Source organism: Marinobacterium sp. YM272 (assembly GCF_050908845.1).
Classification (GTDB): Bacteria; Pseudomonadota; Gammaproteobacteria; order Pseudomonadales; family Balneatricaceae; genus Marinobacterium_D.
This window is the reverse complement of record NZ_CP194171.1, coordinates 4,334,403-4,359,367: the sequence shown is the minus strand read 5'-3', so window position 1 is coordinate 4,359,367 and position 24,965 is coordinate 4,334,403. Positions and strand designations below refer to the sequence as shown.

The following is a 24,965-nucleotide window of genomic DNA, read 5'->3' as shown; positions in this document are numbered from 1 at the left end:
CCCGATAGCCAAGGATTGAACCATGCAGACACCGAGCAAACTATTGAATCAGGTCCTGGCAGCGCTTCTGCTGCTGATGCTGTCTTCCGTGACACTGGCCGAACTGGCGCCGGTACGTATCGAGGCATACATCGACAGTCTGACGGATGTCCGCGAACTGGGTGATCAGCTTAAGGCCGAGGGTAAAGAAGCGTTTCTGGCAGGCAAGATCATGCCGGGAGCAGGGGAGCGTTTTGATCCTCACCAGCGCGCGGTGTCGGTACTCAAACGTGACGAACCCGGCTATTACGCCGAGCTTGGCAAGCGGGTGGTTCCAAGAGGTTTTACCAGCGCAGAATCCTGGGCGCGGACCGGTGATCAGGTGGTTCTGGCCTATGGCGCTGCCAAGGTCGCGGCGGAAAGTCCGCAGATGCTGGCGCTGGCTGCCCAGAGCGGGCCTGAGCAGGAGCTGCTGATGCAGGCGCTGCCGCCAAAGCAGCGGGAACAGTTCAAACAGGCGCTGGTGATCGCCAGAGCGCTGGCGCAGGTACCGGCCGCTGACCGGGAGGCGGTCACGCCCTATGTGGGTCAGCTGGATCAGATATTCAACCAGTACCGGCAGTAAGCCCCTTTGACCCGGGCCGCTGAGCGTCAAGCCTGGCCCGGGTTAGCCTCGGCATTAGGCCTCGAGTGTTTCGCCCAGTCGCTGGACTGCGGTTTCCAGCAGCAGCGGGCTGATCTCATGGCCCACATTCTTCTCCGTATCCAGGGAAACCCGGGCACCCAGAGATTCCAGCCGTTCGCAGGCCTGTCGGGCTAACTCCACAGGGATCACCTCGTCCGCCTCACCATGCAGCAGGTGGATCACCGTGTGCTGCGGCGCGCTGTCCGGCAGGCTGGCGTAGCGGCCCGAGAAGCCGAGTATCTGGCCGGCCAGTCCATCGCGCACCTTGATCGCTTCCAGTGACATGATGGTGCCCTGGGAGAAGCCGACCAGCACGGTGTTTGCGGAGTCGATGCCGTAGCGCTGCTGCAGTGCCTCCACCATGGCGATAAAGTCGGGCAGCACCCTGGCGACCCGTGCCGGACGTTCGTCATTGGTCATATTGCTCAGAGAGAACCATTGCCGGCCCCCGAAGCCGCCGTCAAAAGGTTCAAAACCATCGACCACACAACAGATGGCGCTTGGAAAGGCTGCATTCAGGGCCTGCCCCAACGGCGCCAGGTTTTCTTTATTGGCGCCCACGCCGTGAGCCAGGATAAACAGATAACGGGCTTCACCCCGGGCAGGGATTTCGATCATCTCGGGCAGGGTCATGCGGCAAATTTCTCCAGAGGCAGGTTAAGTGGAAAGCGGCTGGCAGGAGGGTATGGCTGCCAGCTTCGAAACAGAATATCCGTAGTTAAACATAAGGTTAATCAAACTGCGTATGGACTGGCGGTTTAGACTAAACGGTGTCTTGAATTTATTGGCTGGATAGCGAAACACTATTTGACTCAGGTCAATAAAGGTCTAATCTGAATCATGCAGGCCAAATCCCTCTGGCCGTGGTTCGCAGGTGTTTCGTATGCAATCCCAGAGTCGTCTTTTACCCCTCATCACACCGCTGCTCTTCGCATTGGTGGTGATGCTTGTCGCGTTGTCGGCAGAGGCCGGGGTTAATGAAGATCGTGGCGTTGCATCCCCCGCCATCATCGTCGATAGCTGCATCACCGACCCTGCACTTGGACAGCTGGGTGATAGCGATCACAACCCGGCAATGCCTGCCTCGCCGCTCCCTGCGGTATCAAACGGTCAGTTGCTGGAAACGCCGGTCGGCCGGGCATATCCCCCCTCGGAATTTAGTCTTCTGCCGCGCTCGCGTGCACCTCCTGTAGTTTTCTGATTTCAGCCTGAGCTTGTAAATCTGTTGTGTTTTTTACTACTGCGCCCACGCGCAGGGAGGAGTATCTCATGGACCGTTATTCTGAACTGAAAACTGTCAGCCTGAGCGATTACCAGTCTGTTGTTGAATCTGAAGATGTTGAACGCTTTGATCTGGACAGTCCGGCACGTCTGGTCGTTACCGATTTTCTCTATCACAAGCCGCTGGTGCTGAACCCCGATGTCGGGGTGGATGATGCGATTGCCGCCATGCGTCGTGCCCATGTGCGCTCGGTGCTGATCGCCAACGGTGAGTTCCGCGGTATCGTTACGGTGGCCGACCTGGAAAGTCGCAAGGTGCTGAGCCTGGCGACCAGCTCTGGCCAGTCGCGCAGCGATCTGGCGATCAGCGATCTGATGATCCCCAAGGCGAAACTCAAAGGGGTACCGATCAATGTGATCGAAACCGCCAGCATCGGCGCCCTGCTGCAGACACTGAAGAACGAAGGCCAGCAGCATATGCTGGTGGTCGATCCGGAGAATCAGCGTATCCGCGGTATCATCTCCGCCAGCGATATCGCCCGTCGTCTGCATGTGTCGGTGGAGATCAACCACCGTGCCACCAGCTTCCGTGAACTGGTCGAGGTGATCTCTTCCGGTCGCGACGTGGGCTGATCCTACACGACTTGTCTATCCTGAATCTGACGTAGACCTGCAATTGTTGGTCTGCGTCAGTACCTTGCCGGCGCTCAGCTGAGATACTCAGGTTGAGGCCGGCAGGCAAGAGCCCGGTAACGGCCGTCGCAGGATAGAAGGAGAAGTCGGCATGGCACCCGAATACCGGATGATGGATGGCAATGAGGCCGCCGCCACCATCGCCCATCAGCTCAACGACGTAATCGCGATTTACCCTATCACCCCCGCCTCACCCATGGGGGAACTCTGTGATGCCTGGAGTGCATCGGGAAAGACCAATCTCTGGGGCGCCGTCCCCGATGTGATTGAACTGCAGAGTGAGGCCGGTGCCGCTGGTGCCGTTCACGGCTCCCTGCAGGCGGGCGCCAAAACCTGCACCTTTACGGCCTCCCAGGGACTGCTGCTGAAAATCCCCAACATGTTCAAGATCGCCGGTGAGCTGACGCCCACGGTGTTCCATGTGGCGGCGCGTTCGGTGGCGACCCATGCGCTGTCGATCTTCTGCGATCACTCCGACGTGATGGCCACCCGCAGTACCGGTTTTGCCCTTCTTTCCGCCAACACCGCCCAGGAAGCGATGGATTTCGCCTGTATCGCCGAGATGGCCACGTTGGAAGGGCGGGTGCCGGTGCTGCATTTCTTCGATGGCTTCCGCACCAGTCATGAGGTCAGCAAGGTCGAGTTGATCAGCAGCGAACAGTTGCGCGAACTGGTGCCACCGCATCTTGTACAGGCTTGCCGGGACCGCGGCATGTCGCCCAACCGACCCGGCGTTCGCGGTACCTCGCAGAACCCGGACGTGTTCTTCCAGTCCCGCGAGGCGATCAACCCCTTTTATGCCGCCTTCCCCGATATCGTGCAGTCCGCCATGGATCGCTTTGCTGCAGTAACCGGGCGCCAGTATCGGACGTTCGAATATGAGGGTGACCCGGAGGCGGAGCGGGTGGTGGTGCTGATGGGCTCCGGCGCTGAAACCGCCGCCGAGACGGTGGCGGATCTGAACGGTAAGGGGGAAAAGGTTGGCGTATTGAAAGTGCGCCTGTTCCGTCCCTTCGACAGTAAGCGGCTGGTGGCGGCCCTGCCAAAAACCGTAGCTTCCATCGCCGTGCTCGATCGCACCAAGGAGCCGGGTTCCGACGGTGAACCGCTGTACAAGGATGTGGCCACCGCCCTGTTCCAGGCATATAACGCCGGCCAGCTTGAAAATGGCCTGCCGCGAATCGCCGGCGGTCGCTTCGGGCTCGGCTCCAAGGAGTTCACCCCGGCCATGGTCAAGGCGGTATTCGATGGCCTGAGCAGCGGACAGCTCGGTCCCCAGTTCAGCGTCGGTATCGACGATGATGTCAGCCAGCTGAGCCTGGCCTGGGATCCGGATTATCGCACCGGTGCGGCGGAGAACTGGACCCAGGCGGTGTTCTACGGCCTGGGTGCCGACGGCACCGTCAGTGCCAACAAGAACAGTATCAAGATTATCGGAGCCGAGGCAGGGCGCTACGCCCAGGGGCATTTTGTCTATGACTCGAAAAAGTCAGGCGCGGTGACGGTGTCGCATCTGCGTTTTGGCCCGAAACCTATTCGTGCCGCCTACGAGATCCAGCCGGGGCAGGCGGATTTTGTCGCCTGCCATCAGCCGCAGTTTCTCGATCGCTACCCAATGCTTGATCTGGCCCGCGAAGGCGCCAGGGTTCTGATCAACACACCGCTGAGCGGCGATAGCTTCTGGCAATCGCTGCCGGGGCCGGTGCAGCGGGCGATGCAGCAGAAGCGGCTCAAGGTCTATCTGATCGATGCCTACTCGGTGGCACAGGAGGCGGGCCTCGGTAAGCGCATCAACACCATTATGCAGACCTGCTTTTTCGCCTTGGCAGGGGTGTTAACGAAAGAGGAGGCGATCAAACGCATCAAGGCAGCGGTGGAGAAAAGCTATGGCCGACGCAGCCGCAGCATCGCCGATATGAATATCAGCGCCATCGATAATGCGCTTTCGCATCTGGCGGAGTTCAGCGTACCGGACAGCAATGCCGGGCAGATACCGATGCGGGTGCTGGAGATACCCGGTGAGGATCCTTTCCTGCACCAGGTCACCAGCGAACTGATCGCCGGGCGGGGGGATGGCCTGCCGGTATCGAAACTGCCGCTGGATGGTGGCTGGCCCTCCGGCACGGCGCAGTATGAAAAGCGCGATCTGGCGCTGAATATTCCCCACTGGGAACCGGATCTGTGCACCCACTGCGGCAAGTGTGTGCTGGTCTGTCCGCACAGCGTTATCCGTTCCAAGGCGTTTGATGCCAGGTTGTTGGAAGGGGCGCCGGAGAGTTTCCAGGCGGTGCCGATCAAGGGGGCCAAGGATTTTCCGCCGGATACAATGATCAGCTACCAGCTCTCGCCGGAGGACTGCACCGGCTGCACGCTCTGCGTGGAAATCTGCCCGATAGCCGACAAGAGCAACGCCAGCCGCAAGGCGATCAATATGGTGCCCAAGGAGCAAAGGGTCGACGAGGAAAAGGCCAATTGGGCCTTCTTTAAACAGCTGCCGGAGTTTGACCGCACCCAGGTAAAAGAGACCACGCTCAAGGGGGCCATGCTATACCAGCCGCTGTTTGAGTTCAGTGGCGCCTGTTCCGGCTGCGGTGAGACTCCCTATGTGCGGCTGCTGAGCCAGCTCTACGGCGACCATATGCTGGTGGCCAACGCCACCGGCTGTTCATCGATCTACGGCGGTAACCTGCCCACCACGCCCTGGAGCTATAACGCCGAAGGCCGCGGGCCCGCCTGGAACAACTCCCTGTTTGAGGATAACGCCGAGTTTGGCCTGGGTATGCGTGCCGCCCTGGATGCCCAGCAGGCCTATGCCCGGGCACTGCTGGAAAGCCTTGCAGGCAAGCTGGATGGCACCTTTATCAGTGAACTGATGAACGCGGATGAAAGCAATGAGACGGGGCTTGCCGACCAGCGCCAACGGATCGACAGGCTGAAGGAACAGCTGACGCCGATCGATGATCCGGTGGCACGTTCGCTGGAAGCGGTGGCCGACAAGCTGGCGCGCCACAGCGTCTGGATCGTCGGCGGCGATGGCTGGGCCTACGATATCGGCTATGGCGGGCTCGATCATGTGCTGGCCTCGGGCCGCAACGTCAATATTCTGGTGCTCGATACCGAGGTCTACTCCAACACCGGTGGCCAGACCTCCAAGGCAACACCGCGGGCGGCGGTGGCCAAGTTCTCCGCCGGCGGCAAACCGGGGCCGAAAAAGGATCTGGCGCGCATCGCCATGGATTATGAACATGTCTACGTGGCACATGTGGCCTACGCCGGCAAGGATGTGCAGACCCTGCGTACCTTCCTGGAGGCGGAAAGCTATGACGGCCCCTCGCTGATCATCGCCTATTCGCCCTGTATCGCTCACGGCTACGACCTGGCAGACAATCACCAACACCAGCGCCTGGCGGTCGAGTCCGGCCACTGGCCACTGTTCCGTTACGATCCGCGCCGGGCCACCGAGGGCAAGAATCCGCTACGGATGGATTCCAAGCCGCCGTCGATCCCCTACAGCCACTTTGCGCGTGCCGAAGCGCGCTTCAGCATGTTGAGCCGTACCCATCCCGAGGCCGCTAAGGCATTTCTGGAGGCGGCCCAGCATGAAGTGACCGAACGTTATCACCGCTATGCCCAGCTGGCCGAGCTCAGCTGGGAGGAGGTGGAATCCCCGCCTGAAAATAATGAACAGAGCCCGGCGGGGGAGGAGCAATAATAATGAGCAATAGACTCGAAGCACGTTATCTGGGGCTGGCGCTGAAAAGCCCCCTGGTGCCTTCGGCCTCGCCGCTGACCGCCACCTTCAGTGGCGCCCGTGAGCTGGAGGAAGCCGGCGCTGCCGCGATCGTTATGCACAGCCTGTTTGAAGAGGAGTGCCAGCAGGACCATGCCATGCTGCACCAGTTTCTCTACGAGCAGGAGCTGGGCCACTCGGAATCCGATGGCTACCTGCCGGTGCCGGACACCTTTCGTACCGCCGAGGAACGTTATCTGGATAACCTGCAGCGGATGAAAGCGTCGCTGGAGATCCCGGTGATCGCCAGCCTCAACGGTGTCACCCGCCGGGGCTGGGCGGAGCATGCGCGCCAGCTGGCGGCCGCCGGCGCCGATGGCCTGGAACTGAATATCTATTACATCGCTGCGGACGTAGAGGAGTCCTCCATGGATGTGGAGCGGCGCTACCTGGATATCGTGCATTCGGTGCGCGCATCGGTACCTGAGCTGCCACTGGCGGTGAAGATCTCCTCCCAGTTCACCAGCCCTGTGCATTTTGTTGCCCAGCTTAAGCAGATCGGTGTCAATGCGGTGGTGATGTTCAATCGCTTTCTGCAGCCGGAACTGACGCTGGAAACCCGCACCCTGCACCCGATGCTGGAGCTGTCCCACGCCGATGAACTGCGCGAGCGGCTGCGCTGGATCGCTATCGTACGCGCCCAGGTGGCGATCGATATCGCCGTTACCGGCGGCGTTCACTCTGCCTCCGATGTGATCAAGGCGCAGATGTGCGGTGCCGATATCACTCAGATGGCCAGTGTGCTGATGCAGCAGGGGCCGGGGGTGATCCGGCAGATGGAAACACAGATGCTGGAGTGGATGGACGTCAATGAATATGACTCGCTGCTGCAGTTGAAGGGCAGTGTGTCCTATCGCAACGCTGCCGATCCATCCGGCTTTGAACGTGCCAACTATCTTGAAACCCTGGATAGCTGGCGTCCCTGAGTGCTGCCGGAGATCAGGCCTCGGTTAGATCTCCCTCTTTGTCCCGCTGCCTGGCCGGCTCAGCTGGTTTCGGCAAACGAGCGCAGCCCGCTGAAGATAAAGCGTTTGATGTGATCAGCGATCTCGTCGGCGGGGCGGCTATAGATCGACTGGATCGGCGTGGGTTGGTCCGGATCGATAATCAGCAGCATCAGGCAGGGTGACATCAGCCCGAGCAAACCGTAGAAGCGCCTGGGATCATCGCTGGGGATGCCGGTTAAGTCGCTCAGCAGAGGTAACACGATCTCGATACGTGGCATCGCTTCTGTGGCGGTGATCGCGGCCAGTACAGGGGAGGGGGTCAGGATCTCCCGGGCCCAGACCCGGGTGTGCCAGCTGCGATCCTCGATCAGGCTGTGGACAAGTCCGTCGATCATTTCTCCGAGCTTGTCTGCGGCGCTCTTGTCGCTGGCGGCAATCTGCTGCAGATATTCCAGCTCCAGCAGATGGCTCATTACCTCGCCGACCACCGCCAGGTAGAGCCCGTCGCGACTGCCGAAGTGGTAGTTCACGGCAGCCAGGTTTACGCCGGCGCGTTTGCAGATCTCTTTGCTGGTGGTGTCGTGATAGCCGCGTTCGGCAAACACCTGTCCCGCCGCGTCGATGATGCGGCTGCGGGTGGCTTCACCGTCGGTACGGCTGCGCCGGGTCTGGGAGTCGGGCTTGCGGGTTGGCTTCAGCATAGGGCGATGCTAGCGGATAGTTTCAGGGCCGGCAAATAGTTTAAATTCAAATTTGAATTATTGCTTTCTGGCGTTATTCTGATCAGATAAACAGGCGGTAACACGGAGTACCCCGATGCGAAAAATCCTGCTCCCGGTTCTGATTCTGCTAGCGGCAGCGGCCTATTTCGGCTGGCATTACAGCCAGGCGGAGCGCGATGCCGGTGAGCTGGAGCTTTATGGCAATGTGGATATCCGCCAGGTCTCTCTGGCCTTTACCCGGAGCGAGCGTATCGACCAGGTCCTGGCCGAAGAGGGGGATCAGGTCAAAACCGGCCAGCTGCTGGCGACCCTGGATACCCGCACACTGAACCTTCAGGTTAAGCGTACGCAAGCCGCCATAGCGGCGCAGCAGCAACAGGTGGCAAAGCTGCGTAACGGTAGCCGTCCGGAAGAGGTCGCCCAGGCCGCGGCTCAGCTCAGTGCCGCCGAGGCGGAGCTGGAGCTGGCGCAAAGTCAGCTGAACCGGCTGGAGGATGTGAAACGGCGTACCGACGGGCGCGGTGTCAGCGCCCAGGATATCGATACCGCCACCACCCATGTCCGCGCCGCCAGGGCACAGCTGGCGATCCGTTCCGAGGCGCTGAAACTGGCAAAAATCGGCCCGCGGGACGAGGATATCGCCGCCGCCGAGGCGCAGCTGGAAACCCTGCAGGCCGACCTGGCACTGTTGAATCATCAACGCGACCAGTCACAGCTGCTGGCTCCCACCGATGCCCGGGTGCGGGCGCGCCTGCTGGAGCCCGGCGATATTGCCTCGCCACAGTGGCCGGTATTTACGCTGGCGTTGAACGACCCGAAATGGGTACGGGTTTATGTCAGCGAGCCGGATATGGGCCGCCTTAAACCCGGCATGAGTGCCGCAGTCTACACCGACAGTTTCCCGGATCAGCCGGTGTCGGGAACGCTGGGCTATATCTCCTCGGTGGCGGAGTTCACGCCGAAAAACGTGCAGACCGAGTCCCTGCGCACCGCGCTGGTCTACGAGGTGCGGGTGCTGGTGGAGGATCCGGATAACCGACTGCGCATGGGGATGCCGGCCACGGTGCGTATCGATGAAAGCCATTCCGCCCCTGCTGGGCAGAGCCAATGAATCGGGTGGCGCCCTGTGTCAGCGCCACCGCGCTGTGTAAAACCTTCGAAGACAAGAAGACGCGCACCCGGGTGGAGGCGCTCAAGTCGATTGAGCTGGAGATCCCCGCCGGTTCACTGACCGCGCTGGTCGGCCCCGATGGCGCCGGTAAGACCACGCTGCTGCGCCTGATCGCCGGACTGATGAAACCCGGCAGCGGCTCGCTTCAGGTGCTGGGCTTCGATGTGGCGGCAACGCCCCAGCCGGTGCAGGACCGGATCAGCTACATGCCGCAACGCTTCGGTCTTTACGAGGACCTGAGCGTACAGGAAAACCTGGATCTGTATGCCGACCTGCATGGACTTCCGCAGGAGGCGCGGCACGAACGCTACCAGCGTCTGCTGCATATGACCGATCTGACCCGCTTCACCGACCGTCTCGCCGGCAAGCTCTCCGGCGGCATGAAGCAGAAGCTGGGGCTGGCCTGCACCCTGGTGCGCTCGCCGGAGCTGCTGCTGCTCGATGAGCCCACCGTCGGTGTCGATCCGCTGTCGCGGCGCGAGCTCTGGGAGATCATCCAGCAGCTGATCGACGAGGAACAGCTCAGTGTGATCGTCAGCACCTCCTATCTGGATGAGGCCAGCCGCTGCGACCGCGTCTATGTACTGCATGGCGGCGAGATGCTGGCGCAGGGAACGCCGCAGCAGCTGCGCCGCGAGGCCGGAGATAGCGCCTTTCTTGCCACGCCACCCCAGGACCAGCCGCCCCGTGAGCTGCAGGCGCGGCTGCTCGATGCCAGTGAGCTGATTATCGATGCCGTGCCCCAGGGCGGTGGCGTGCGCTTTGTCACCCAGCAGGACAGCGATAGCGCTGCGCTGGACAAACTGCTGGCGGGGGCGCCTTATCAGAAGCTGGAGCCGGACTTGGAAGATGGCTTTATGGTGCTGCTACGCCGGCGCCTGGGTGCGGTGGAGGCGAATCCCGAGGCGTTTGAGGCCGGTGGTGAAACCCGAAATGCTGAGGTTGTCATCGAAGTGCGCGATCTTGTGCGCAAGTTTGGTGATTTTACCGCCGTGGCCAGTACCAGTTTCGATGTGCGGCGGGGCGAGATATTCGGCCTGCTCGGCCCCAACGGCGCCGGTAAAACCACCACGTTCAGAATGCTCTGCGGGCTTTTGCCCTCGTCCAGCGGCTTTCTGCAGGTGGCTGGCGTTAACCTGCGCACGGCGCGGGCTTCGGCGCGCAAGCGGGTGGGGTATGTGTCGCAAAAATTCTCGCTCTACGCCAATCTAACGGTGCTGGAAAACCTGCGTTTCTTCGGTGGCGCCTACGGTCTGCGCGGACGCGGGCTGAAACAGCGCATCGATGCGATGCTCGATCAGTTCGATCTGCGCGGCCAGGAGAAAACCCCCAGCGGGCGGTTGCCGGGCGGTTTCAAGCAGCGCCTCGCCATGGCGGCGGGGCTGATCCACGAGCCGGAGATCCTGTTTCTCGACGAGCCCACCAGTGGCGCCGATCCGCTGGCACGGCGGGCGTTCTGGCGCCGTATTACCGCACTGGCCAAGGGCGGTACCACCATCGTCATCACCACCCACTTCATGGAGGAGGCGGAGTACTGCGACCGTATCCTGATTCAGGACGCCGGCAAGCGGCTTGCCATCGGTACGCCCCAGGAGGTGCGCGAATTGGTCGATGAGAAGGGCGGCAAGCTGAGCATGGAGGAGACCTTCATCGGCATCGTCGAGCGCAACCGTCGTGCCCAGCAGCAGGGAGCTGCCTGATGCCCAGCGGCGGCTTTCTCACCCGGCTGCTGTCGCTGATCCGCAAGGAGACGCGGCAGCTGCTGCGCGACCGCAGCAACCTGCTGATCGGCATCGGCCTGCCGATCATCCTGATCTTTATCTTCGGCTACGGCGTCTCTCTCGATGTGCGCAATATCCGCCTGGCGCTGGTGCTGGATGATCGCTCGCCGGCGGCCAGCGACTTTGTTTCCGGCCTGACCCTGTCGCGCTATTTCCACCCGGTACATGCGGATTCGGTGCCGGTGGCGGAAAAGCTGCTGCACGACGGTGCTATCGAGGGCTTCGTTCATCTCGGCAGCGACTTTGCCCGTGATCTCAGTGCCGGGCAGGCGCAGGTGCAGTTGGTCGTCTCCGGCACCGATGCCACCCGCGCCGGTTCCATCATCAACTATTTCAGCGAGGTGGTGGGGCAGTGGTCGGCCAAGGCGGCGGACCGGCAGGGTATCTCCAGCCCGCCGGGGCCGCGGGTCGAGGTGGTGGACCGGCTCTGGTTCAACGTGGCGAATACCAGCACCTGGTTCCTGGTACCGGGGTTGATCGTGCTGATCATGACGCTGGTGGGTACCTTCCTCACTGCGATGGTGATGGCGCGGGAGTGGGAGCGGGGCACGCTGGAGGCGCTGTTCGTCACGCCGGTGCGGCCCACGGAGATCCTGCTGGCGAAGGTCACACCCTATTTCTGCGTCGGTATGCTTGGCCTTGGTCTTTGCATCCTCGCCGCCCGGGTGCTGTTCGATGTGCCGATCGTGGGTGCGCCGCTGATGGTGTTGATCGGCGCCACGCTCTACATGCTGGTCGCGTTGGGGATAGGGCTGCTGATATCGGCGGTAACCCGCAACCAGTTCCTCGCCAGCCAGATCGCGCTGCTGGCCAGCTTTCTGCCGGCGCTGATGCTGTCGGGGTTTATATTCGATATTCGCAACCTGCCGTTGGCGGTGCAGGTGATCTGCCATATTCTGCCGGCGACCTATTTCATGGAGCTGATCCGTACCCTGTTCCTGGCGGGGGATTTCTGGCCGCTGATCATCAAGAACTGCCTGATCCTTGCCGGCTATGCGGTGGTGTTGCTGGGGCTGGCCCGTTTTGTAACCCGAAAGAGCCTGGACTGACGACATGGAAAGCCTGATCTCATTTATCTACCGGGTGATCAACCTCTGCCGTAAAGAGATGCTGGCGGTGCTCAAGGACCCCGCCAACCGGGTGATCCTGATCGTGCCGCCGCTGATGCAGAGCCTGCTGTTCGGCTATGCCGCCAACTTTGATCTGAACGATGTGCCCTACGTGGTGCTCGATCAGAGCAGCACCGCGTCCAGCCGGACCCTGCTCGACCGGGTCGATGGCACTGGGGTGTTTCACCGCGTCGCCACGCTGCACAGCAGTGCCGAGATCGAGCGCTTTATCGGTAACGGCGAGGCCTTGATCGCGTTGCACTTTCCCAGCGATTTCGAGGAGCGCCTCAACGCCGCCGACCGGGCGCCGCTGCAGCTGATCGTGGACGGGCGCAACTCCGCCACCGGCAACTCGGCGGTGGGCTATGTGCGCGCCATCGTGACTGACTTCAACCAGAGTCTGAACAGGGCCACAGCGTCGCCGGTGGAGGTGGTGGCGCGCAGCTGGTTCAATCCCAACCTGGAAACACGCTGGATGATCATGCCGGCGATGATCGCCGCATTGAGCATGATCCAGACCGTAATGCTGACAGCCCTTTCCGTGGCGCGGGAGCGGGAGCAGGGCACCTTTGATCAGCTGCTGGTGACGCCGCACACCCCGTTCGAGATCCTGATCAGCAAGGCGATCCCGCCGATCATCATCGGCCTGGTGCAGTCGACGCTGGTGCTGCTGGTGGCGCTGTTCTGGTTTCATGTCCCCATGGCCGGCTCGCTGGTCACGCTCTACACGGGGCTGCTGATGTTCACCATCGCCAGTGTCGGCATCGGCCTGTCGATCTCGGCGCTCTCGGCCAACATGCATCAGGCGATGCTCTACACCTTTGTGCTGATCATGCCGCTGATGCTGCTGTCGGGGCTGGCCACACCGGTGGCGAATATGCCGGATCTGCTGCAGACCGCCACCTACGCCAACCCACTACGCTTTGCCATACAGTTGGTGCGGGCGGTCTACCTGGAAGGCGCGCAGCTGGCCGATGTCTGGCGGGATATGATTCCTTTGATGCTGATCGCTGTTGTCACCTTGCCGTTGGCGGCCTGGCTGTTCCGCCACCGGCTGGTTTAGCTGGAGTGCTGAATGTTGCTTTATCCACCTCTGAGTTTTCCACACCGCCAGCGCCTGGGTTCGGCCGCCGCCGTGGTTCTGCTGTCGCTACTGGCGGGGTGCACCACGCTGGGCCCCGATTTCGAGACGCCGCAGCCGGATGCGCCGGACGCCTGGAGCCAGTGGCACAGTGGCGATCAGGCTACTGCGGATCTCAATGTGGATAAGGCTGCCAGTGCCGAACTGCTCTGGTGGCGCGAGTTTGATGATCCGCTGCTGGATCAGTTGCAAGCCCGATTGCTGGCAAACAACCCAGATCTGCAGAGCGCGGCGCTGAACTTCACCCGCGCGCGCCTGCAGCAGCAGATCGCCGGCGCCCAGGGCGTCGAGCTCGACGCCAGCGGCAGTCTTGGCCGTCAGCGGATCAGTGAGAACAGCCCATCCATGCGCATGGCCGAGATCTCCGCACCCGGTAACGCCGATCAGCTGATCCAGCGTCTCGCTAAGCCCTACACTCTTTACCAGGCCGGTTTCGATGCCAGCTGGGAGCCGGATTTCTGGGGCAGGATCAGCCGCGCAGTCGAAGCGGCGGAAGCCGAGATGCAGGCCAGCGCCGCCGAGCTTGCCGAGGTGCGTCTGACACTGAGTGCGGAGCTGGCGCGGGCGTACTTCCAGCGTGTTTCGACCGAGGCGCAGATTGACCTGCTGCAGAGCCAGATCGATCTGGCAGGGGAGCAGCTGGAACTGCTGCAGGCACAGCAGGCGGCGGGGGTGATCACCGAACTGCCGGTGGAACGTCAACTGACCAAGCTGCGTGAACTTAACGCCGGCCTGCCGCCGCTGCGCAGTCAGTCCGCGGCGCTGGAAAACGCGCTTGCCCTGCTGCTCGGAGAGCGCCCCGGCGCTTTGGCATCCCAGCTGGAGCCTGCAGGCAATCAACAGCCGGATACGCCGTTGGATAAACCGTTCAAACTGGGCCTGCCCTCTGAGTTGGCCCAGCGTCGCCCCGATATCCAGGTGGCGGAAGCACGACTGCATGCCGCGGTGGCGCAGATCGGCGTGGCCCGTGCCGACCTTTATCCACGCATCACCCTGAATGCGGGGTTCGGCGTCGAGTCTTATCGCGACAGTGCCATCAGCGAGTGGGCCAGCCGCCATTGGAGCATCGGCCCCGGGTTCTACCTGCCGCTGTTCAACCAGGGGCGCCTCAGAACCCGGGTGCAACTCAGCGAACTGGCGCAGCAGCAGGCCGCGATCCGGTACCGCAAAACCGTCCTCGCCGCCTGGCAGGAGGTCGACAATGCCCTGACCGCCTACAGCGCCGAGCTGGAACGCTATGCAAGGCTGAAACAGCAGAAGCAGAGTCTGAGCCGGCAGCTGGAGTTGATTAGCGCCAACCGGGACGCCGGTCTGACCGATAGCAGCGCCGCGCTTCAGGCCCGCGCCGTATTAATCGGTGTGGAACGCCAGTTGGCTGACAGTCTGGCACGGCTGAATATTCAGCGAGTGGTGGTTTACAAGGCGGTGGGCGGCGGTGTTTAAAGTTGATACCTGGCCGGGTGAGTTGCCTCAGGGTGTGCGGTTTGGATAGATGTGATAACGGTCTGTATCTGTCCGTTCGATAATGACCTGATCGCCGGCTTTGAGCTTGTGAGCTTTAAAGAATTCGCCCACCCAGGCTCGCTTCCTGAAGATCTTTTTATCGCCGGCAATGTCGGTGATGACAGGCTGTCCCAGGCCAGAGTAAAGTTCCAATAGCCTCGGGGCCTGGCTGGACAGGTTTGGCCCACCGATAGACTGCGGTGAAAAGAACTCTATCACTGAGGAAAGGTAGAGGTGGTTGTTGTTTAAGTTTCCCTGAGTGAGTTCTATTTTTACGTAAGCTATAAAATCCCTGAATACGTTTTAGCGTACCAGGGATTTTATCCAGCCTTTTCAAGCGGTTGTAATTGTATTGCTGGAGCGTACCGAGGTTGCTCAGAACGCTGGCTGGAACGGCGGCTTCGGCTGGCGCTCGGTCACGCAGATAAAACCTGCCACCAGTGTGAGCACGATGGCCAGTGCGGTAATCATCGCGTAAACCCCTGCCAGGCTGCCGCTGCTGTCGCGGACGAAGCCAGCGATCAGGTTACCCAGCGCACCGCCGAGGCCGAAGGTCACCATGCCGATACCGTTGATCTGCATGGTCGCCTTGGAGCCATACTGCTTGCTGACCCAACCGGCGATGATGCCCCACATCGGGAAGTACATCAGACCGTAGCCGAAGCCTGCCACGGCGGCGAAGCGCGCCGGGGAGTAGGCGAAGGCCACCAGGCTCAGGGCGAAGCCGCCAAATACAGCGAGCAGGGCCAGGCCGTGTCCGCGGCGGTCGGCCAGTTTACCGATCAGAAAGCCGGCGGCCATGCCGGTGAGACCGGTGACTGTCCAGGTGTAGCCGCCCAGTGCCGGCGGCAGTGCCATCTCGGCCAGGTAAGTGTTGAGCCAGGTCGAGAACGGCATGGTGGATGCGCCGACCAGAAAGCAGATCAGGCAGGCGCAGAAAGCGGTACGTTCGCGCAGGATGGTGCGGAACAGCTGCAGCGGGCTCAGGGCGGCGCTGGTTTCCTCGACCAGATGGTTGGCGTGACGCTGTTTCAGGCTGCGCAGCAGCGACAGGGTCAGCAGCAGGGTCGCTGCGCCAAGAACACCGGCCAGAATCCAGCCACTACGCCAGCCGAACAGCGGAATCACCAGCAGAATCAGCAATCCGTTCAGGCCATAGCCCCAAGCGGTGCCGCTGGACGCGGTGGCCAGGTTGGTGGCGCAGTTTTCCGGGCGACCGAAGCGAGTGATCAGTTCCACGATAGCCCCCCAGCTGATCGCGGCGCTGGCCGCCATGATGGTCAGTACCAGGGTGATAACCATCGGGTCGTTCAGCGTTGCCATGCTGAACAGCAGCAGTGTGGTCAGAGAGCCGGTCACGAGCAGCAGACGGCCGGAGTTTACATGATGGCCGATCAGACCCAGGAGCATGGCGCCGGCCAGGTAAGACAGCTGTGTCAGCGCGCCGATGGTGGCCAGGTGCCAGTGGCTGATCTCGATGGAGGTCTGCATCAGGGGCACGAGTGCCGCAAACAGAAACAGGCCGAAGCCGTGGCTGATGATCTGGTTGATCCCGAGCGTAACGGTCATGCGCATTGAATAAGCTCCGCAGGTTCAGGGCCCTTATTGAAAGTCTTGTTCAGGCCAGTGGCGCGATATTAGGCTCTTGCATTCGTTCGGAATATCGATAAATATTCAAATCTACATTCGGTTTTATTGAAGACAGATCTGATGCGAGATTTACCGATCAATCTGCTGCGTACCTTCATGGTGGTAGCGGATACGCTGAACCTCACCGAGGCCGCGAAATACCTGCATAAGGCGCCTTCCACCATCAGCATGCAGCTGAACCGGCTGGAGGATCTGGTAGCCAACCCGCTGATGGAACGTGGCCAGCATGGCGTCCGGCTGACCGCGGCCGGCTTGCAGCTGAAATCCCATGCCCAGCAGTTATTGAATCTGCACGACCAGATCGTGGGCTCATTCCAGAACATCGATATCGGCGGCAAGGTTCGACTGGGCACCCATGACCAGTACGCCAGCCGCACCCTGGCACCGCTGCTGGAGGAGTTTATCCTCAGCTACCCTGAGGCGGATCTGGAGGTGTTCTGCGATCACCGCCCCGATCATCTGGTCGCTATGCTGGAGAAGGGCAAGCTGGATATAGCGCTGGTGGAGATGCTCGCGGATACCGAAGGCGGTACGCGTCTGCGGCGCGATGAGCTGGTCTGGGTCAGCTCAAAAGGGCATAACGTGGAGCAGCAGCCGGTGTTGCCGCTGGCGGTGTTTGATGAGGGCTGCTACCACCGGCTTTATGCCTGCAAAGCGCTGGATGAGGTCGGGATCCGCTACCGTATCGCCTTTACCAGCCAGAGCAGGGCGGGGGTGCTGGCCGCAGTGCGCGCCGGTATCGGCATCGCCATCATTCCGCATCACACGGTGGAGGATGATCTCAATGTGGTCGAGGATATGCCGGCGCTGCCGGATACCGAGGTGACGCTGTTCATGGCGCCAAAAGTGAACGAGGCGACCCAGAGACTGGGGCGCATTATTGAGGACAGCCCCATGTTCTCCGGGGCGGCTGCCTCTGCCTCCTAGGGTTTGTCCGCCCCGTAGGGCGTTCCACAGCGGTTCAGCCCCCTGCAGGCGAATGCAGGCGGGCTGACTGCAGGCGGGCTGACTGCAGGGGGGGGGGCTCAGCTGGAGAACCCCAGACCTGCAACGGGCAGCTCAATTGCCGCGTTTTCGCCGTCGCCCGTTTCCTGTGCGGGTTTCACGCCCATATGATTCATCGACCAGGCGACGCGTTCCTGCGGCGTGAAGTGTGGCCGGCGCAGTGCTTCCACGGCGCGCAGCCGCGGCAGCAGTCCGGTGCCGTTGGCCATTTGAATGGCCAGCCCCGGGCGCGCGTTAAGCTCAAGTAACAGCGGACCACGCTGTGCGTCGATGACGATATCCACACCCATATAACCCAGGTTGGTGGCCTCGAAGCAGCGGCTCGCCATCACCAGCAGCTTGTGCCAGTTTTCGATGCGGATGGCGTTCAGCGGTTGCCCTGTATCGGGGTGATATTCGATGGAACGGTCGTGCTGCACCGCATGCAGCGCCTTGCCGGTACCGATATCCAGACCCACGCCGACGGCGCCCTGGTGCAGGTTGGCCTTGCCATCTGAAGCCTGGGTGGAGAGGCGCAGCATCGCCATCACCGGGTAACCCTTGAAGGCGACGATACGGATATCCGGCACCCCCTGGTGAGAATAGCCCGCCAGGGTCGGCTCGCAGCGCACCAAAGATTCGACCACCGCCACGTCGGGGGAGCCGCCCAGGGAGTAAAGCCCAGCGAGAATGTTGGAGAGGTGGCGCTGGATATCGGCCAGATCCACCTTGCTGCCGGAGGGTTTGACGAAGGCGTCGCCGTCGCGGCCGGTGATCACCAGGATCCCCTTGCCGCCGGAACCCTTGGCCGGCTTGATGGCGAAGCCGTCGAGCTGCTGCACCATCTCACGGAAGCCCTTGATCTCGTGCTGCTCGGTGATCACCTCCAGCAGCTTGGGGGAGCTGACATCGTACTCCGCCAGCACCAGCTTGGTTTTCAGCTTGTTATCCACCAGCGGATAGGCGCTGCGGTCGTTGTAGCGGGCGATATAGTCCACATTGCGTTTGTTCATGTTCAGAATGCCCGCCTGCTTCAGCTGCGACGGGGCGATCCAGTCCTTGAACAAGCGCTGTTTCAGATTACGGATCACAGGTACCTCCTCACTGGTGAGAAGCGGCGCAGCTCGGTGAGCTTGTAGCCGGTGTATTGACCGAGCAGCAGGATGGCGCCCAGCACCACCAGGTGCAGCTCGGGGAAGTTGAAACTAAGGTGTTCTGCCAGTCTCGAGCTCATCACCAGATAGGCGACGACGGCTACCAGCAGACTGCCGCCGCCCTGAATCAGGACCTCGCGGGCGCCTTCCTCCTCCCAGAGAATGGAGACGCGCTCGATGGTCCAGGCCAGGATAACCATCGGGAAGAAGGTCACGGTCATACCGGTGGAGAAGCCCATCTGGAAGCCGATCACGCTGATGCCGACGGTGATAAACAGCACCAGTACTATCAGCGTCGAGATACGCGATACCAGCAGCAGGTTAAGACTCGACAGGTAGCCGCGCATCAGCAGGCCCAGTGTCACCACGCTGATAAAGGCGGCCAGGCCCGGCAGCAGTGAGGTTTGCACGAAAGCCACGGCGATCAGCACCGGCATGAAGGTGCCGGAGGTCTTGATCCCCACGAGGATACGCATCAGGCAGACCACCAGTGCGCCGAACGGCAGCAACAGCAGCATACGGAACATGCTCTGCTGCTCCACCGGCAGCTGGTACAGGCTCAGCGCGCCGAGGTTGTTGCGGTCGGCTTCGGCGCGGGCGACCTGCAGCGCCGGGATGGTCTGGCGCAGCATGGAGAAGTGCACCTGGGAGTCGCTGGCGCCGATCACATCGAGCAGTGAGCCGCTCTGCTGGCGCCACAGCAGGGTGTTTTCCGGTACGCCCTGCTCGCCGGTGCGCGGGTTGAAGGTGACCCAGTGGTCGCCATCGAAGATCTGGATATAGGGCTGCAGGCTCTGTGCCCGGCGTGCATCCTCAAGCACCAGGCCTTCAGCGATTCGCGCCGGTGTATTGGCGTAGTTGAGCAGCTGATCCAGGGTCTGGATTTTCGAGGTGTCACTGAGCAGAAGCTGGGTGTTCTGGTCAGGCTGAGGCGCATTGAGCAGGGCAATCAGCTCGCGGGTCAGGCTTGTTGGGGTGCTGGAGCGGCTGCCGGCCTGGTCGATGAGCGTCAGCGCGGCGGTGGCCCGGGGCTCTTCAAGGAACACCGGCGTCGGTTGCGGCGGCGTATTCACAGCCCCCTCCCGCGGAGACGGCGTCGAGGTCGCCTCGCTGGGGATCAGGCGGGTCTTGAAATAGAGCGTCTGTGGGCCGCTGGCCTCGCGAATCGTCCATTCGGCGCGGCGATCACCGTTGTTTTCGGTGATGGCGAAGCCGTAACCGGGGGAGGCGGCCTGTTCCGACAGGGTATGAAAGCCCGGTGCGCGATCCGGCACGTTGAGGCTCACGGTGACCGGATCTCCCCAGGCCTCGAAGTCGATGCGGGCTTCGACCAGCCAGACCGGCTGTTGTACCCCGGGCAACCAGGGGACGCCCATGGACTGGTTACGCAGCACGGCCAGCGCGATGCCGACCAGGATCAGCATCAGCGTGGTGATGTAAAACGGCGCTTTGGAGTGGCGGGTCATTCGTCGCTGTCTCCCACCTTATCCAGATTTTCCGGCAGGGTTGTCACGTTTTCCCGGCCCACATCGACCAGCATCACGTCACGCAGCACGTTGCGGCCGATCAGCAGCGAGTAGGTGAGCTGATCACGGTCGGTCAGGGTGAATTCGGCGCTCTGGCGGTGGTCGCCGATCATGAACGGCAGCTCGACGACAGCGCGGCGCTCTGACTCATCGGCGGAGGCCTGGATGATCCGCACGTTACGCGACAGCTGTCGCTCCAGGGTGATCGGTTTCTCGTGATTCGGATCTTCGATATCGAAACGGACCCAGCGCTCGCCGTCCCGTTCGAAACGCTCGATGTTGGTGGCGTGCAGGGAGGAGGTTTCCGCGCCGCTGTCGATGCGTGCTTCATAAATGACGCCGGGTATTGCCAGGTAAACCGGCTCCAGCTCACCCACCACCAGCTTGCCCTGGTAGCGGCCGCCGGCCGGAGCCTGGGTGTTGAGGCGGTTGCGCGGCTCGACCACGGGGGCGGGGCGCTTCTTGATCAGGGCGCGCTGCTCCTGCAGCTGGGCGTTCAGGTCACTCTGGCGAAGCTGCTGGCGGGTTTCCAGCAGGTCGAACTGTTCTTGTGTCTGTTGCCGCAGAGCGGTGATTGCAAGCTGTTGTTCTGCCATCTGTTTCTGCAGAGGTGCCAGATCCGCGCGGTCCAGAAACAGGTACTGGTCCTGGGCACAGGCGGTGAGCAGGAAGGTCAGGGGAAGAAGGATCAGCAAACGGAGTGAGCGAAACGCTGAGAACGACGGCGTGGAAATACTGCGAAACATCGAGGGTGTCTAATCCTGAAAGTGATAGATACTGAGGCTGAAAAAGACAGGAGGCGAAGAGGAAAGTTTCACTCTTTGACGTTTTTTTGAACAAAAAACGTTCAAGTCATCGGTTTGCCTGATGGGGAGGGCTCGAATTTCCGAACGGCAAGTTGATTAGCAGAGTGTTATATTTGCCGCCTGTCAGAACGGAGTGATTGTACCATGTTACCGATCAATGTCTGGGGCCTGGCGCTGGGACAGGCGCTGCTGGTGAGCGGAAATATTTTGCTGGTCGCGGTGACCGCGCTGATCGGTCAGTCGATCGCGCCGGACCTGGGGCTGGCGACGCTGCCGGCCTCGCTTCAGTTTCTCGGTCTCATGAGCGCCACCCTGCCAGCGGCGCAGTTGATGCGCTGGTTTGGCCGCAAGGTCGGCTTTCTGGCGGGTAACCTGATCGGTGTCGGCGGCGCCACGCTGGCCGCGTTCTCGCTGGCGCAGTCTGACTTCACGCTGTTCTGTACCAGTACCTTTCTGCTGGGTATGGCGATCGGTGTCGGCCAGCAATACCGCTTTGCCGCCATCGAAAGCTGCTCGCCGGCGCAACATCCCAAGGCGATAGGTCTGGTGATGGGCGGTGGTGTACTGGCCGCTGTACTGGGGCCGAACCTGGCGATCTGGGCCCAGGGACTGGTGCCGGACAGTCAGTACCTGGGCGCGTTTTACGTGCTGATCGGACTCTATCTGTTTACCACCCTGTTGATCGCCATCCTGCCGCTGCCGCCGGTCAACCTGGCGGAACGGCAGGGCGAGACTCGCCCCTATTCACGACTGCTACGCCAGCCTGCTCTGGTGGCGGCGGTGACGGCCGGCGCCATAGGTTACGGTGTCATGGTGCTGGTGATGACCGCCACCCCGCTGGCCATGGAGGCCTGCGGCTTCGGCTTCGGCAGTACCGCCAGCATCATCCAGTGGCACGTGCTGGGAATGTTTCTGCCCTCGTTTTTCACCGGCAAGCTGATCGCCCGTTTTGGCGATACCCGGGTGATTCAGAGCGGCTGTCTGCTGCTGATCGCCTGTGTGCTGCTGAATCAGCTCGGGGTGACCTATTGGCACTTCTTGCTGTCGATGGTGGCGCTGGGGATGGGCTGGAACTTCGCCTTTATCGGCGCAACGACGCTGCTGACCCATACCTACTACCCGGCGGAAAAGGCCAAGGTGCAGGGGATGAACGACTTCCTGGTGTTCGGTTTTTCGGCGCTGGGCGCCATGCTGTCGGGTAAGCTCCAGGCATTGTTCGGCTGGGAGCTGCTCAACCTGCTGATGCTGCCGGCTATCGCTATCGCCATGCTGATGGTCTGGGACAGCGGGCGCCGGCGGGCGCTTGAATCCCGCTCCGATGCAGCGGTGCAGTGATACTCTTGCAGACGCCGAGACCTCTCTTAAAAGTCGTTTAGTATTTTGTGCTGGCGCACTGTTGGATCCAGGTTGTAGTGGTCAACTAATCCCGGACACGGTTTTAAGTTTTTCTTCCGCCGCCACCGGACTGATGCCGCCATTGGCACGATGTGGCCGCTGGCGGTTGTAGTAATCCATCAGATACCGACCCATATCCATTTTGGCGACCATTAGCGAGGAATAACCGGTTTCTGGCACCCATTCCGTTTTCAGGCTGCGGAACAACCTCTCCATCGGCGAGTTGTCCCAGCAATTTCCACGACGGCTCATGCTTTGCTCCATGCGGTAGCGCCAAAGCCGCTGGCGGAACTTCAGACTGGTGTACTGACATCCCTGATCCGAATGGAACATGATGCCTTCAGGGTGCCCACGCCGGTTCCAGGCGTCATCCAACGCCTTGATGACTAGACTCGCGTCGGCTGTCGTGGAGACTGCCCAGCCAACAACTTTGCGGGCGTACAGATCCAGAACGACGGCTAGATAAGACCACTGAGATCCTGTCCAAATGTAGGTGATGTCACCGCACCAGACTTGGTTAGGGTGTAACACATCAAATTCACGGTTCAGCCGGTTGGGTATGTCCACATGCTCAATGGTCGTCCGTTTGTATTTATGGCGGCCTGGCTGCTTACACACTAAGCCGGACTCTTTCATCAGGCGACGGACTAAATAGCGGCCGGCAACGATCCCTTCTGAAGCCAGAAAGTCACAGATACCCCGGCTTCCCAGCGCGCCACGGCTGAGCTTGAAAGCACGGTTTACGTGGGCTTTAAGCTCAAGGCGTTGCGGCTTGATACGCCGCTTTGCCTTCCTGTAGTCATAATAACTGGAACGTTTGATACCAAATGCCTGACAGACCAGATCAACAGGCTTTAACTCTCTCAAACGGTCTATCAGCGCATACGTTTGAACTCGTCTGACATTAAGAGAGCGGAAGCCTTTTTTAATATGTCCTTTTCTTGCTCCAGGCGTTTAACCCTGGCTTCCAGTTCCTGGATGCGCTTCTGCTCGGGCGTCATAGCTTTGCTGGCGGGCGTTTCCCCGTCACGTTCGGCACGTAACTGATCCACCCACCGACGCAGTGCGGTATCACCGATACCAAGTGACCGGCAGGCCTCAACGATGGAATAGCCCTGATCCAGTACAAGACTGGCGGCTTCCAGCTTGAACTCGGGCGTGAAGGAACGACGTTGTTTTTTCATTGAACACCTCTTGGGTGGCAAGGTTACCACCTATCTGGGTGTCCGGAATCATTGAACCACTACAGGTTTCGCCTACTGGCGAGTTAAGGGATTTTGCGAAAAATCCCTTAACAATCCCTAGTCGCCCCTGCAGTTTGGTCGGCTGCGCCGACTGCCCTGTGCTTCTCGACTGAAAGAGCGGGACAGACTCTTAACCTTACAGGAAGTCACTCCTTCGTCGCTCAAACAGCCTGTCCCTTGTTTCTCTTTCAGTCTGCGATGCTCGGCTGCACTGAAGGGGATATTGCTGCGCTTAGGTGGTTGGGCAGCAAGCTGTTGTTACACGTGCGGTTTAGGAAGTGGCGAAGGGGAATTGGTGGGGCAGGGGAAAGTTTTTCCCCTGCCAGTGGCGTCTTATCGCAGGATATTGAAAAGCGTTATCGAGGCCGCCGAGGCAAGCGGAACGCCGCCTGTTTTTAACGCAGCATTCGGCAACGCAGATAGCTTTTAGATATCGAGTACCAGACGCTTGCTCTTGGCGCGGGAGCAGCAGGGCGCGAACTCCTCGTTGGCGGCGTGCTCGGTCGGCGTCATGAACACATCACGGTGATCCGGCTCGCCTTCGAGCAGGCGCACTGCGCAGGTACCGCAGACGCCCTCTTCGCAGGAGAAGGGTACATCCACGTCTCTTTCCATCAGTACTTCCAGCACAGTGCGGTCGGCGGGGATCTCGATAACATCGCCGCTGCTGGCCAGCTGTACCTCAAAGGCGGTGTCGCCCTCCTGGCTTGTTGCTTCGGCGGCAAAGTGCTCGCGGTGCAGGCGCTCTTCCGGCCAGCCGCATTCGCGGGCGGTGTCGAGCACATGATCCATAAAGCCGTTGGGACCACAGACATACAGGTGGGTACCGGCTGCCTGGGCTTCCATCACTGCCTTGGTGTCCATGGTGCTGGGCGTGTCGGTGTGGCTGTGGTGGAACTCCACCCGGTCAGCAAAGGCTGAGTTGCTGATGCGCTCGGCGAAGGCGGTGGTTTCCGGGGTTCGTGTGCAGTAGTGCATCTCGAACTCGCCGCCCTGGTGGTTCAGGCGCTCCGCCATGCAGAGGATCGGCGTGATGCCGATACCGCCGGCGATCAGCAGGTGGCGTTCCGCCTTGGCTTCCAGCGGGAAAAGATTGCGCGGTTCGCTGATCTGCAGCGTGGTGCCCTCGTTCAGCTGCTCATGCACATAGCGCGAGCCGCCGCGAGATTCCGGATCGTTGAGCACCGCAATTTCGTAGCGGTGGTCTTCATTGGGGTGGTTGCAGAGCGAGTACTGGCGGATCAGGCCGTTGCCCAGGTGCAGGTCGATATGTGCGCCGGCACTGAAGGCGGGCAGGGCCGAGCCATCAGGGCGGGCCAGCTCGATAAGGCAGATGTCCGCTGTTTCGCGGCTTTTCTTCGTTATTTTTGCGTCGATCACAGCATGTCCTTTGGCCCGCAGCCCGGGCCGGAACTGTCAGGAGACGCGATGCTTTAGCACCGCGTCTCCCGAATTATTGTTATA

General features: G+C 61.1%; 20 protein-coding genes and 1 pseudogene. 13 read left to right on the top strand and 8 right to left on the bottom strand.

Features of this window, described 5'->3' with window-relative positions:
• Window positions 1–22: 22 nt before the first annotated feature.
• Window positions 23–604, top strand: coding sequence for a hypothetical protein (locus tag ACQUQP_RS19570; RefSeq protein ID WP_432696707.1), 582 nt, complete (start codon window positions 23–25; stop codon window positions 602–604).
• 54 nt (window positions 605–658) lie between these two features.
• Here the strand turns inward: ACQUQP_RS19570 and ypfH are convergent, their stop codons facing one another.
• Complete coding sequence (gene ypfH, locus ACQUQP_RS19565) at window positions 659–1,297, bottom strand: esterase (RefSeq protein ID WP_432696706.1); 639 nt, start codon at window positions 1,295–1,297, stop codon at window positions 659–661.
• A 250-nt stretch (window positions 1,298–1,547) separates the two neighbouring features.
• Between ypfH and ACQUQP_RS19560 the strand changes: the two genes are divergently transcribed.
• From ACQUQP_RS19560 to ACQUQP_RS19545, 4 genes are all read left to right on the top strand, one after another.
• Window positions 1,548–1,865, top strand: coding sequence for a hypothetical protein (locus tag ACQUQP_RS19560; RefSeq protein WP_432696705.1), 318 nt, complete (start codon window positions 1,548–1,550; stop codon window positions 1,863–1,865).
• Between the two features lie 68 nt (window positions 1,866–1,933).
• Window positions 1,934–2,518 carry a CBS domain-containing protein gene (locus ACQUQP_RS19555; protein ID WP_432696704.1) on the top strand — a complete coding sequence of 195 codons (585 nt, stop codon included), beginning with the start codon at window positions 1,934–1,936 and terminating at the stop codon, window positions 2,516–2,518.
• Window positions 2,519–2,669: 151 nt separating this feature from the next.
• A complete protein-coding gene (nifJ, locus tag ACQUQP_RS19550) occupies window positions 2,670–6,290 on the top strand; it encodes a pyruvate:ferredoxin (flavodoxin) oxidoreductase (RefSeq protein ID WP_432696703.1) in 3,621 nt (1,206 codons plus the stop codon).
• 2 nt (window positions 6,291–6,292) lie between these two features.
• The gene (locus ACQUQP_RS19545; protein WP_432696702.1) at window positions 6,293–7,294 is read left to right on the top strand and encodes a dihydroorotate dehydrogenase-like protein; all 1,002 of its coding nucleotides are present in this window, start codon (window positions 6,293–6,295) and stop codon (window positions 7,292–7,294) included.
• Window positions 7,295–7,353: 59 nt separating this feature from the next.
• Here the strand turns inward: ACQUQP_RS19545 and ACQUQP_RS19540 are convergent, their stop codons facing one another.
• Window positions 7,354–8,016, bottom strand: a complete 663-nt coding sequence (locus ACQUQP_RS19540) for a TetR/AcrR family transcriptional regulator (RefSeq protein WP_432696701.1) — start codon at window positions 8,014–8,016, stop codon at window positions 7,354–7,356.
• A 115-nt stretch (window positions 8,017–8,131) separates the two neighbouring features.
• Between ACQUQP_RS19540 and ACQUQP_RS19535 the strand changes: the two genes are divergently transcribed.
• From ACQUQP_RS19535 to ACQUQP_RS19510, 6 genes and pseudogenes are all read left to right on the top strand, one after another.
• Window positions 8,132–9,148, top strand: a complete 1,017-nt coding sequence (locus ACQUQP_RS19535; RefSeq protein ID WP_432696700.1) for an HlyD family efflux transporter periplasmic adaptor subunit — start codon at window positions 8,132–8,134, stop codon at window positions 9,146–9,148.
• 110 nt (window positions 9,149–9,258) lie between these two features.
• A pseudogene (locus ACQUQP_RS19530) lies at window positions 9,259–9,672 on the top strand (ABC transporter ATP-binding protein); the annotation flags it as partial.
• A 135-nt stretch (window positions 9,673–9,807) separates the two neighbouring features.
• The gene (locus tag ACQUQP_RS19525) at window positions 9,808–10,908 is read left to right on the top strand and encodes an ABC transporter ATP-binding protein (protein ID WP_432698725.1); all 1,101 of its coding nucleotides are present in this window, start codon (window positions 9,808–9,810) and stop codon (window positions 10,906–10,908) included.
• A complete protein-coding gene (locus ACQUQP_RS19520; RefSeq protein ID WP_432696699.1) occupies window positions 10,908–12,038 on the top strand; it encodes an ABC transporter permease in 1,131 nt (376 codons plus the stop codon). The genes ACQUQP_RS19525 and ACQUQP_RS19520 overlap by 1 nt, the downstream gene beginning before the upstream one ends.
• A gap of 4 nt (window positions 12,039–12,042) precedes the next feature.
• Window positions 12,043–13,161 (top strand): ABC transporter permease, encoded by a 1,119-nt coding sequence (locus ACQUQP_RS19515; RefSeq protein ID WP_432696698.1) that lies wholly within the window; start codon window positions 12,043–12,045, stop codon window positions 13,159–13,161.
• Between the two features lie 12 nt (window positions 13,162–13,173).
• Entirely contained in the window at window positions 13,174–14,682 is a 1,509-nt protein-coding gene (locus ACQUQP_RS19510) for an efflux transporter outer membrane subunit (RefSeq protein WP_432696697.1), read from the top strand.
• Between the two features lie 435 nt (window positions 14,683–15,117).
• On the opposite strand, the gene ACQUQP_RS19505 is transcribed toward ACQUQP_RS19510, so the two are convergent.
• A complete protein-coding gene (locus tag ACQUQP_RS19505; protein WP_432696696.1) occupies window positions 15,118–16,317 on the bottom strand; it encodes an MFS transporter in 1,200 nt (399 codons plus the stop codon).
• A 135-nt stretch (window positions 16,318–16,452) separates the two neighbouring features.
• Between ACQUQP_RS19505 and ACQUQP_RS19500 the strand changes: the two genes are divergently transcribed.
• Window positions 16,453–17,319 carry a LysR family transcriptional regulator gene (locus tag ACQUQP_RS19500; protein ID WP_432696695.1) on the top strand — a complete coding sequence of 289 codons (867 nt, stop codon included), beginning with the start codon at window positions 16,453–16,455 and terminating at the stop codon, window positions 17,317–17,319.
• A gap of 98 nt (window positions 17,320–17,417) precedes the next feature.
• Here the strand turns inward: ACQUQP_RS19500 and ACQUQP_RS19495 are convergent, their stop codons facing one another.
• From ACQUQP_RS19495 to ACQUQP_RS19485, 3 genes are read right to left on the bottom strand one after another with little or no spacing between them, the layout of a single operon-like run.
• On the bottom strand, window positions 17,418–18,467 hold the full coding sequence (locus tag ACQUQP_RS19495) for an alpha-L-glutamate ligase-like protein (protein WP_432696694.1): 1,050 nt from the start codon (window positions 18,465–18,467) through the stop codon (window positions 17,418–17,420).
• Window positions 18,464–19,996, bottom strand: a complete 1,533-nt coding sequence (locus ACQUQP_RS19490) for an inactive transglutaminase family protein (RefSeq protein ID WP_432696693.1) — start codon at window positions 19,994–19,996, stop codon at window positions 18,464–18,466. The genes ACQUQP_RS19495 and ACQUQP_RS19490 overlap by 4 nt, the downstream gene beginning before the upstream one ends.
• Entirely contained in the window at window positions 19,993–20,802 is an 810-nt protein-coding gene (locus ACQUQP_RS19485; RefSeq protein ID WP_432696692.1) for an ATP-dependent zinc protease family protein, read from the bottom strand. The genes ACQUQP_RS19490 and ACQUQP_RS19485 overlap by 4 nt, the downstream gene beginning before the upstream one ends.
• A gap of 204 nt (window positions 20,803–21,006) precedes the next feature.
• Here ACQUQP_RS19485 and ACQUQP_RS19480 point away from each other — a divergent pair, with 204 nt between their 5' ends.
• Entirely contained in the window at window positions 21,007–22,197 is a 1,191-nt protein-coding gene (locus ACQUQP_RS19480) for an MFS transporter (protein ID WP_432696691.1), read from the top strand.
• 81 nt (window positions 22,198–22,278) lie between these two features.
• Here the strand turns inward: ACQUQP_RS19480 and ACQUQP_RS19475 are convergent.
• Both ACQUQP_RS19475 and ACQUQP_RS19470 read right to left on the bottom strand, forming a co-directional pair.
• A protein-coding gene (locus ACQUQP_RS19475) for an IS3 family transposase (protein ID WP_432695585.1) occupies window positions 22,279–23,441 on the bottom strand; the annotation gives its coding sequence in 2 pieces (ribosomal slippage) (window positions 22,279–23,186 and window positions 23,186–23,441; 1,164 coding nt in all).
• 486 nt (window positions 23,442–23,927) lie between these two features.
• Window positions 23,928–24,881 (bottom strand): PDR/VanB family oxidoreductase, encoded by a 954-nt coding sequence (locus ACQUQP_RS19470; protein ID WP_432696690.1) that lies wholly within the window; start codon window positions 24,879–24,881, stop codon window positions 23,928–23,930.
• Window positions 24,882–24,965 lie beyond the last annotated feature (84 nt).

Coding starts and splice junctions, on each gene's coding strand:
- ACQUQP_RS19545 (WP_432696702.1), top strand. CDS start 6,293: ATGAGCAATAGACTCGAAGCACGTTATCTGGGGCTGGCGCTGAAAAGC.
- nifJ (WP_432696703.1), top strand. CDS start 2,670: ATGGCACCCGAATACCGGATGATGGATGGCAATGAGGCCGCCGCCACC.
- ypfH (WP_432696706.1), bottom strand. CDS start 1,297: ATGACCCTGCCCGAGATGATCGAAATCCCTGCCCGGGGTGAAGCCCGT.
- ACQUQP_RS19535 (WP_432696700.1), top strand. CDS start 8,132: ATGCGAAAAATCCTGCTCCCGGTTCTGATTCTGCTAGCGGCAGCGGCC.
- ACQUQP_RS19485 (WP_432696692.1), bottom strand. CDS start 20,802: ATGTTTCGCAGTATTTCCACGCCGTCGTTCTCAGCGTTTCGCTCACTC.
- ACQUQP_RS19505 (WP_432696696.1), bottom strand. CDS start 16,317: ATGCGCATGACCGTTACGCTCGGGATCAACCAGATCATCAGCCACGGC.
- ACQUQP_RS19510 (WP_432696697.1), top strand. CDS start 13,174: ATGTTGCTTTATCCACCTCTGAGTTTTCCACACCGCCAGCGCCTGGGT.
- ACQUQP_RS19570 (WP_432696707.1), top strand. CDS start 23: ATGCAGACACCGAGCAAACTATTGAATCAGGTCCTGGCAGCGCTTCTG.
- ACQUQP_RS19525 (WP_432698725.1), top strand. CDS start 9,808: ATGCTGGCGCAGGGAACGCCGCAGCAGCTGCGCCGCGAGGCCGGAGAT.
- ACQUQP_RS19515 (WP_432696698.1), top strand. CDS start 12,043: ATGGAAAGCCTGATCTCATTTATCTACCGGGTGATCAACCTCTGCCGT.
- ACQUQP_RS19555 (WP_432696704.1), top strand. CDS start 1,934: ATGGACCGTTATTCTGAACTGAAAACTGTCAGCCTGAGCGATTACCAG.
- ACQUQP_RS19480 (WP_432696691.1), top strand. CDS start 21,007: ATGTTACCGATCAATGTCTGGGGCCTGGCGCTGGGACAGGCGCTGCTG.
- ACQUQP_RS19520 (WP_432696699.1), top strand. CDS start 10,908: ATGCCCAGCGGCGGCTTTCTCACCCGGCTGCTGTCGCTGATCCGCAAG.
- ACQUQP_RS19490 (WP_432696693.1), bottom strand. CDS start 19,996: ATGACCCGCCACTCCAAAGCGCCGTTTTACATCACCACGCTGATGCTG.
- ACQUQP_RS19540 (WP_432696701.1), bottom strand. CDS start 8,016: ATGCTGAAGCCAACCCGCAAGCCCGACTCCCAGACCCGGCGCAGCCGT.
- ACQUQP_RS19560 (WP_432696705.1), top strand. CDS start 1,548: ATGCAATCCCAGAGTCGTCTTTTACCCCTCATCACACCGCTGCTCTTC.
- ACQUQP_RS19500 (WP_432696695.1), top strand. CDS start 16,453: ATGCGAGATTTACCGATCAATCTGCTGCGTACCTTCATGGTGGTAGCG.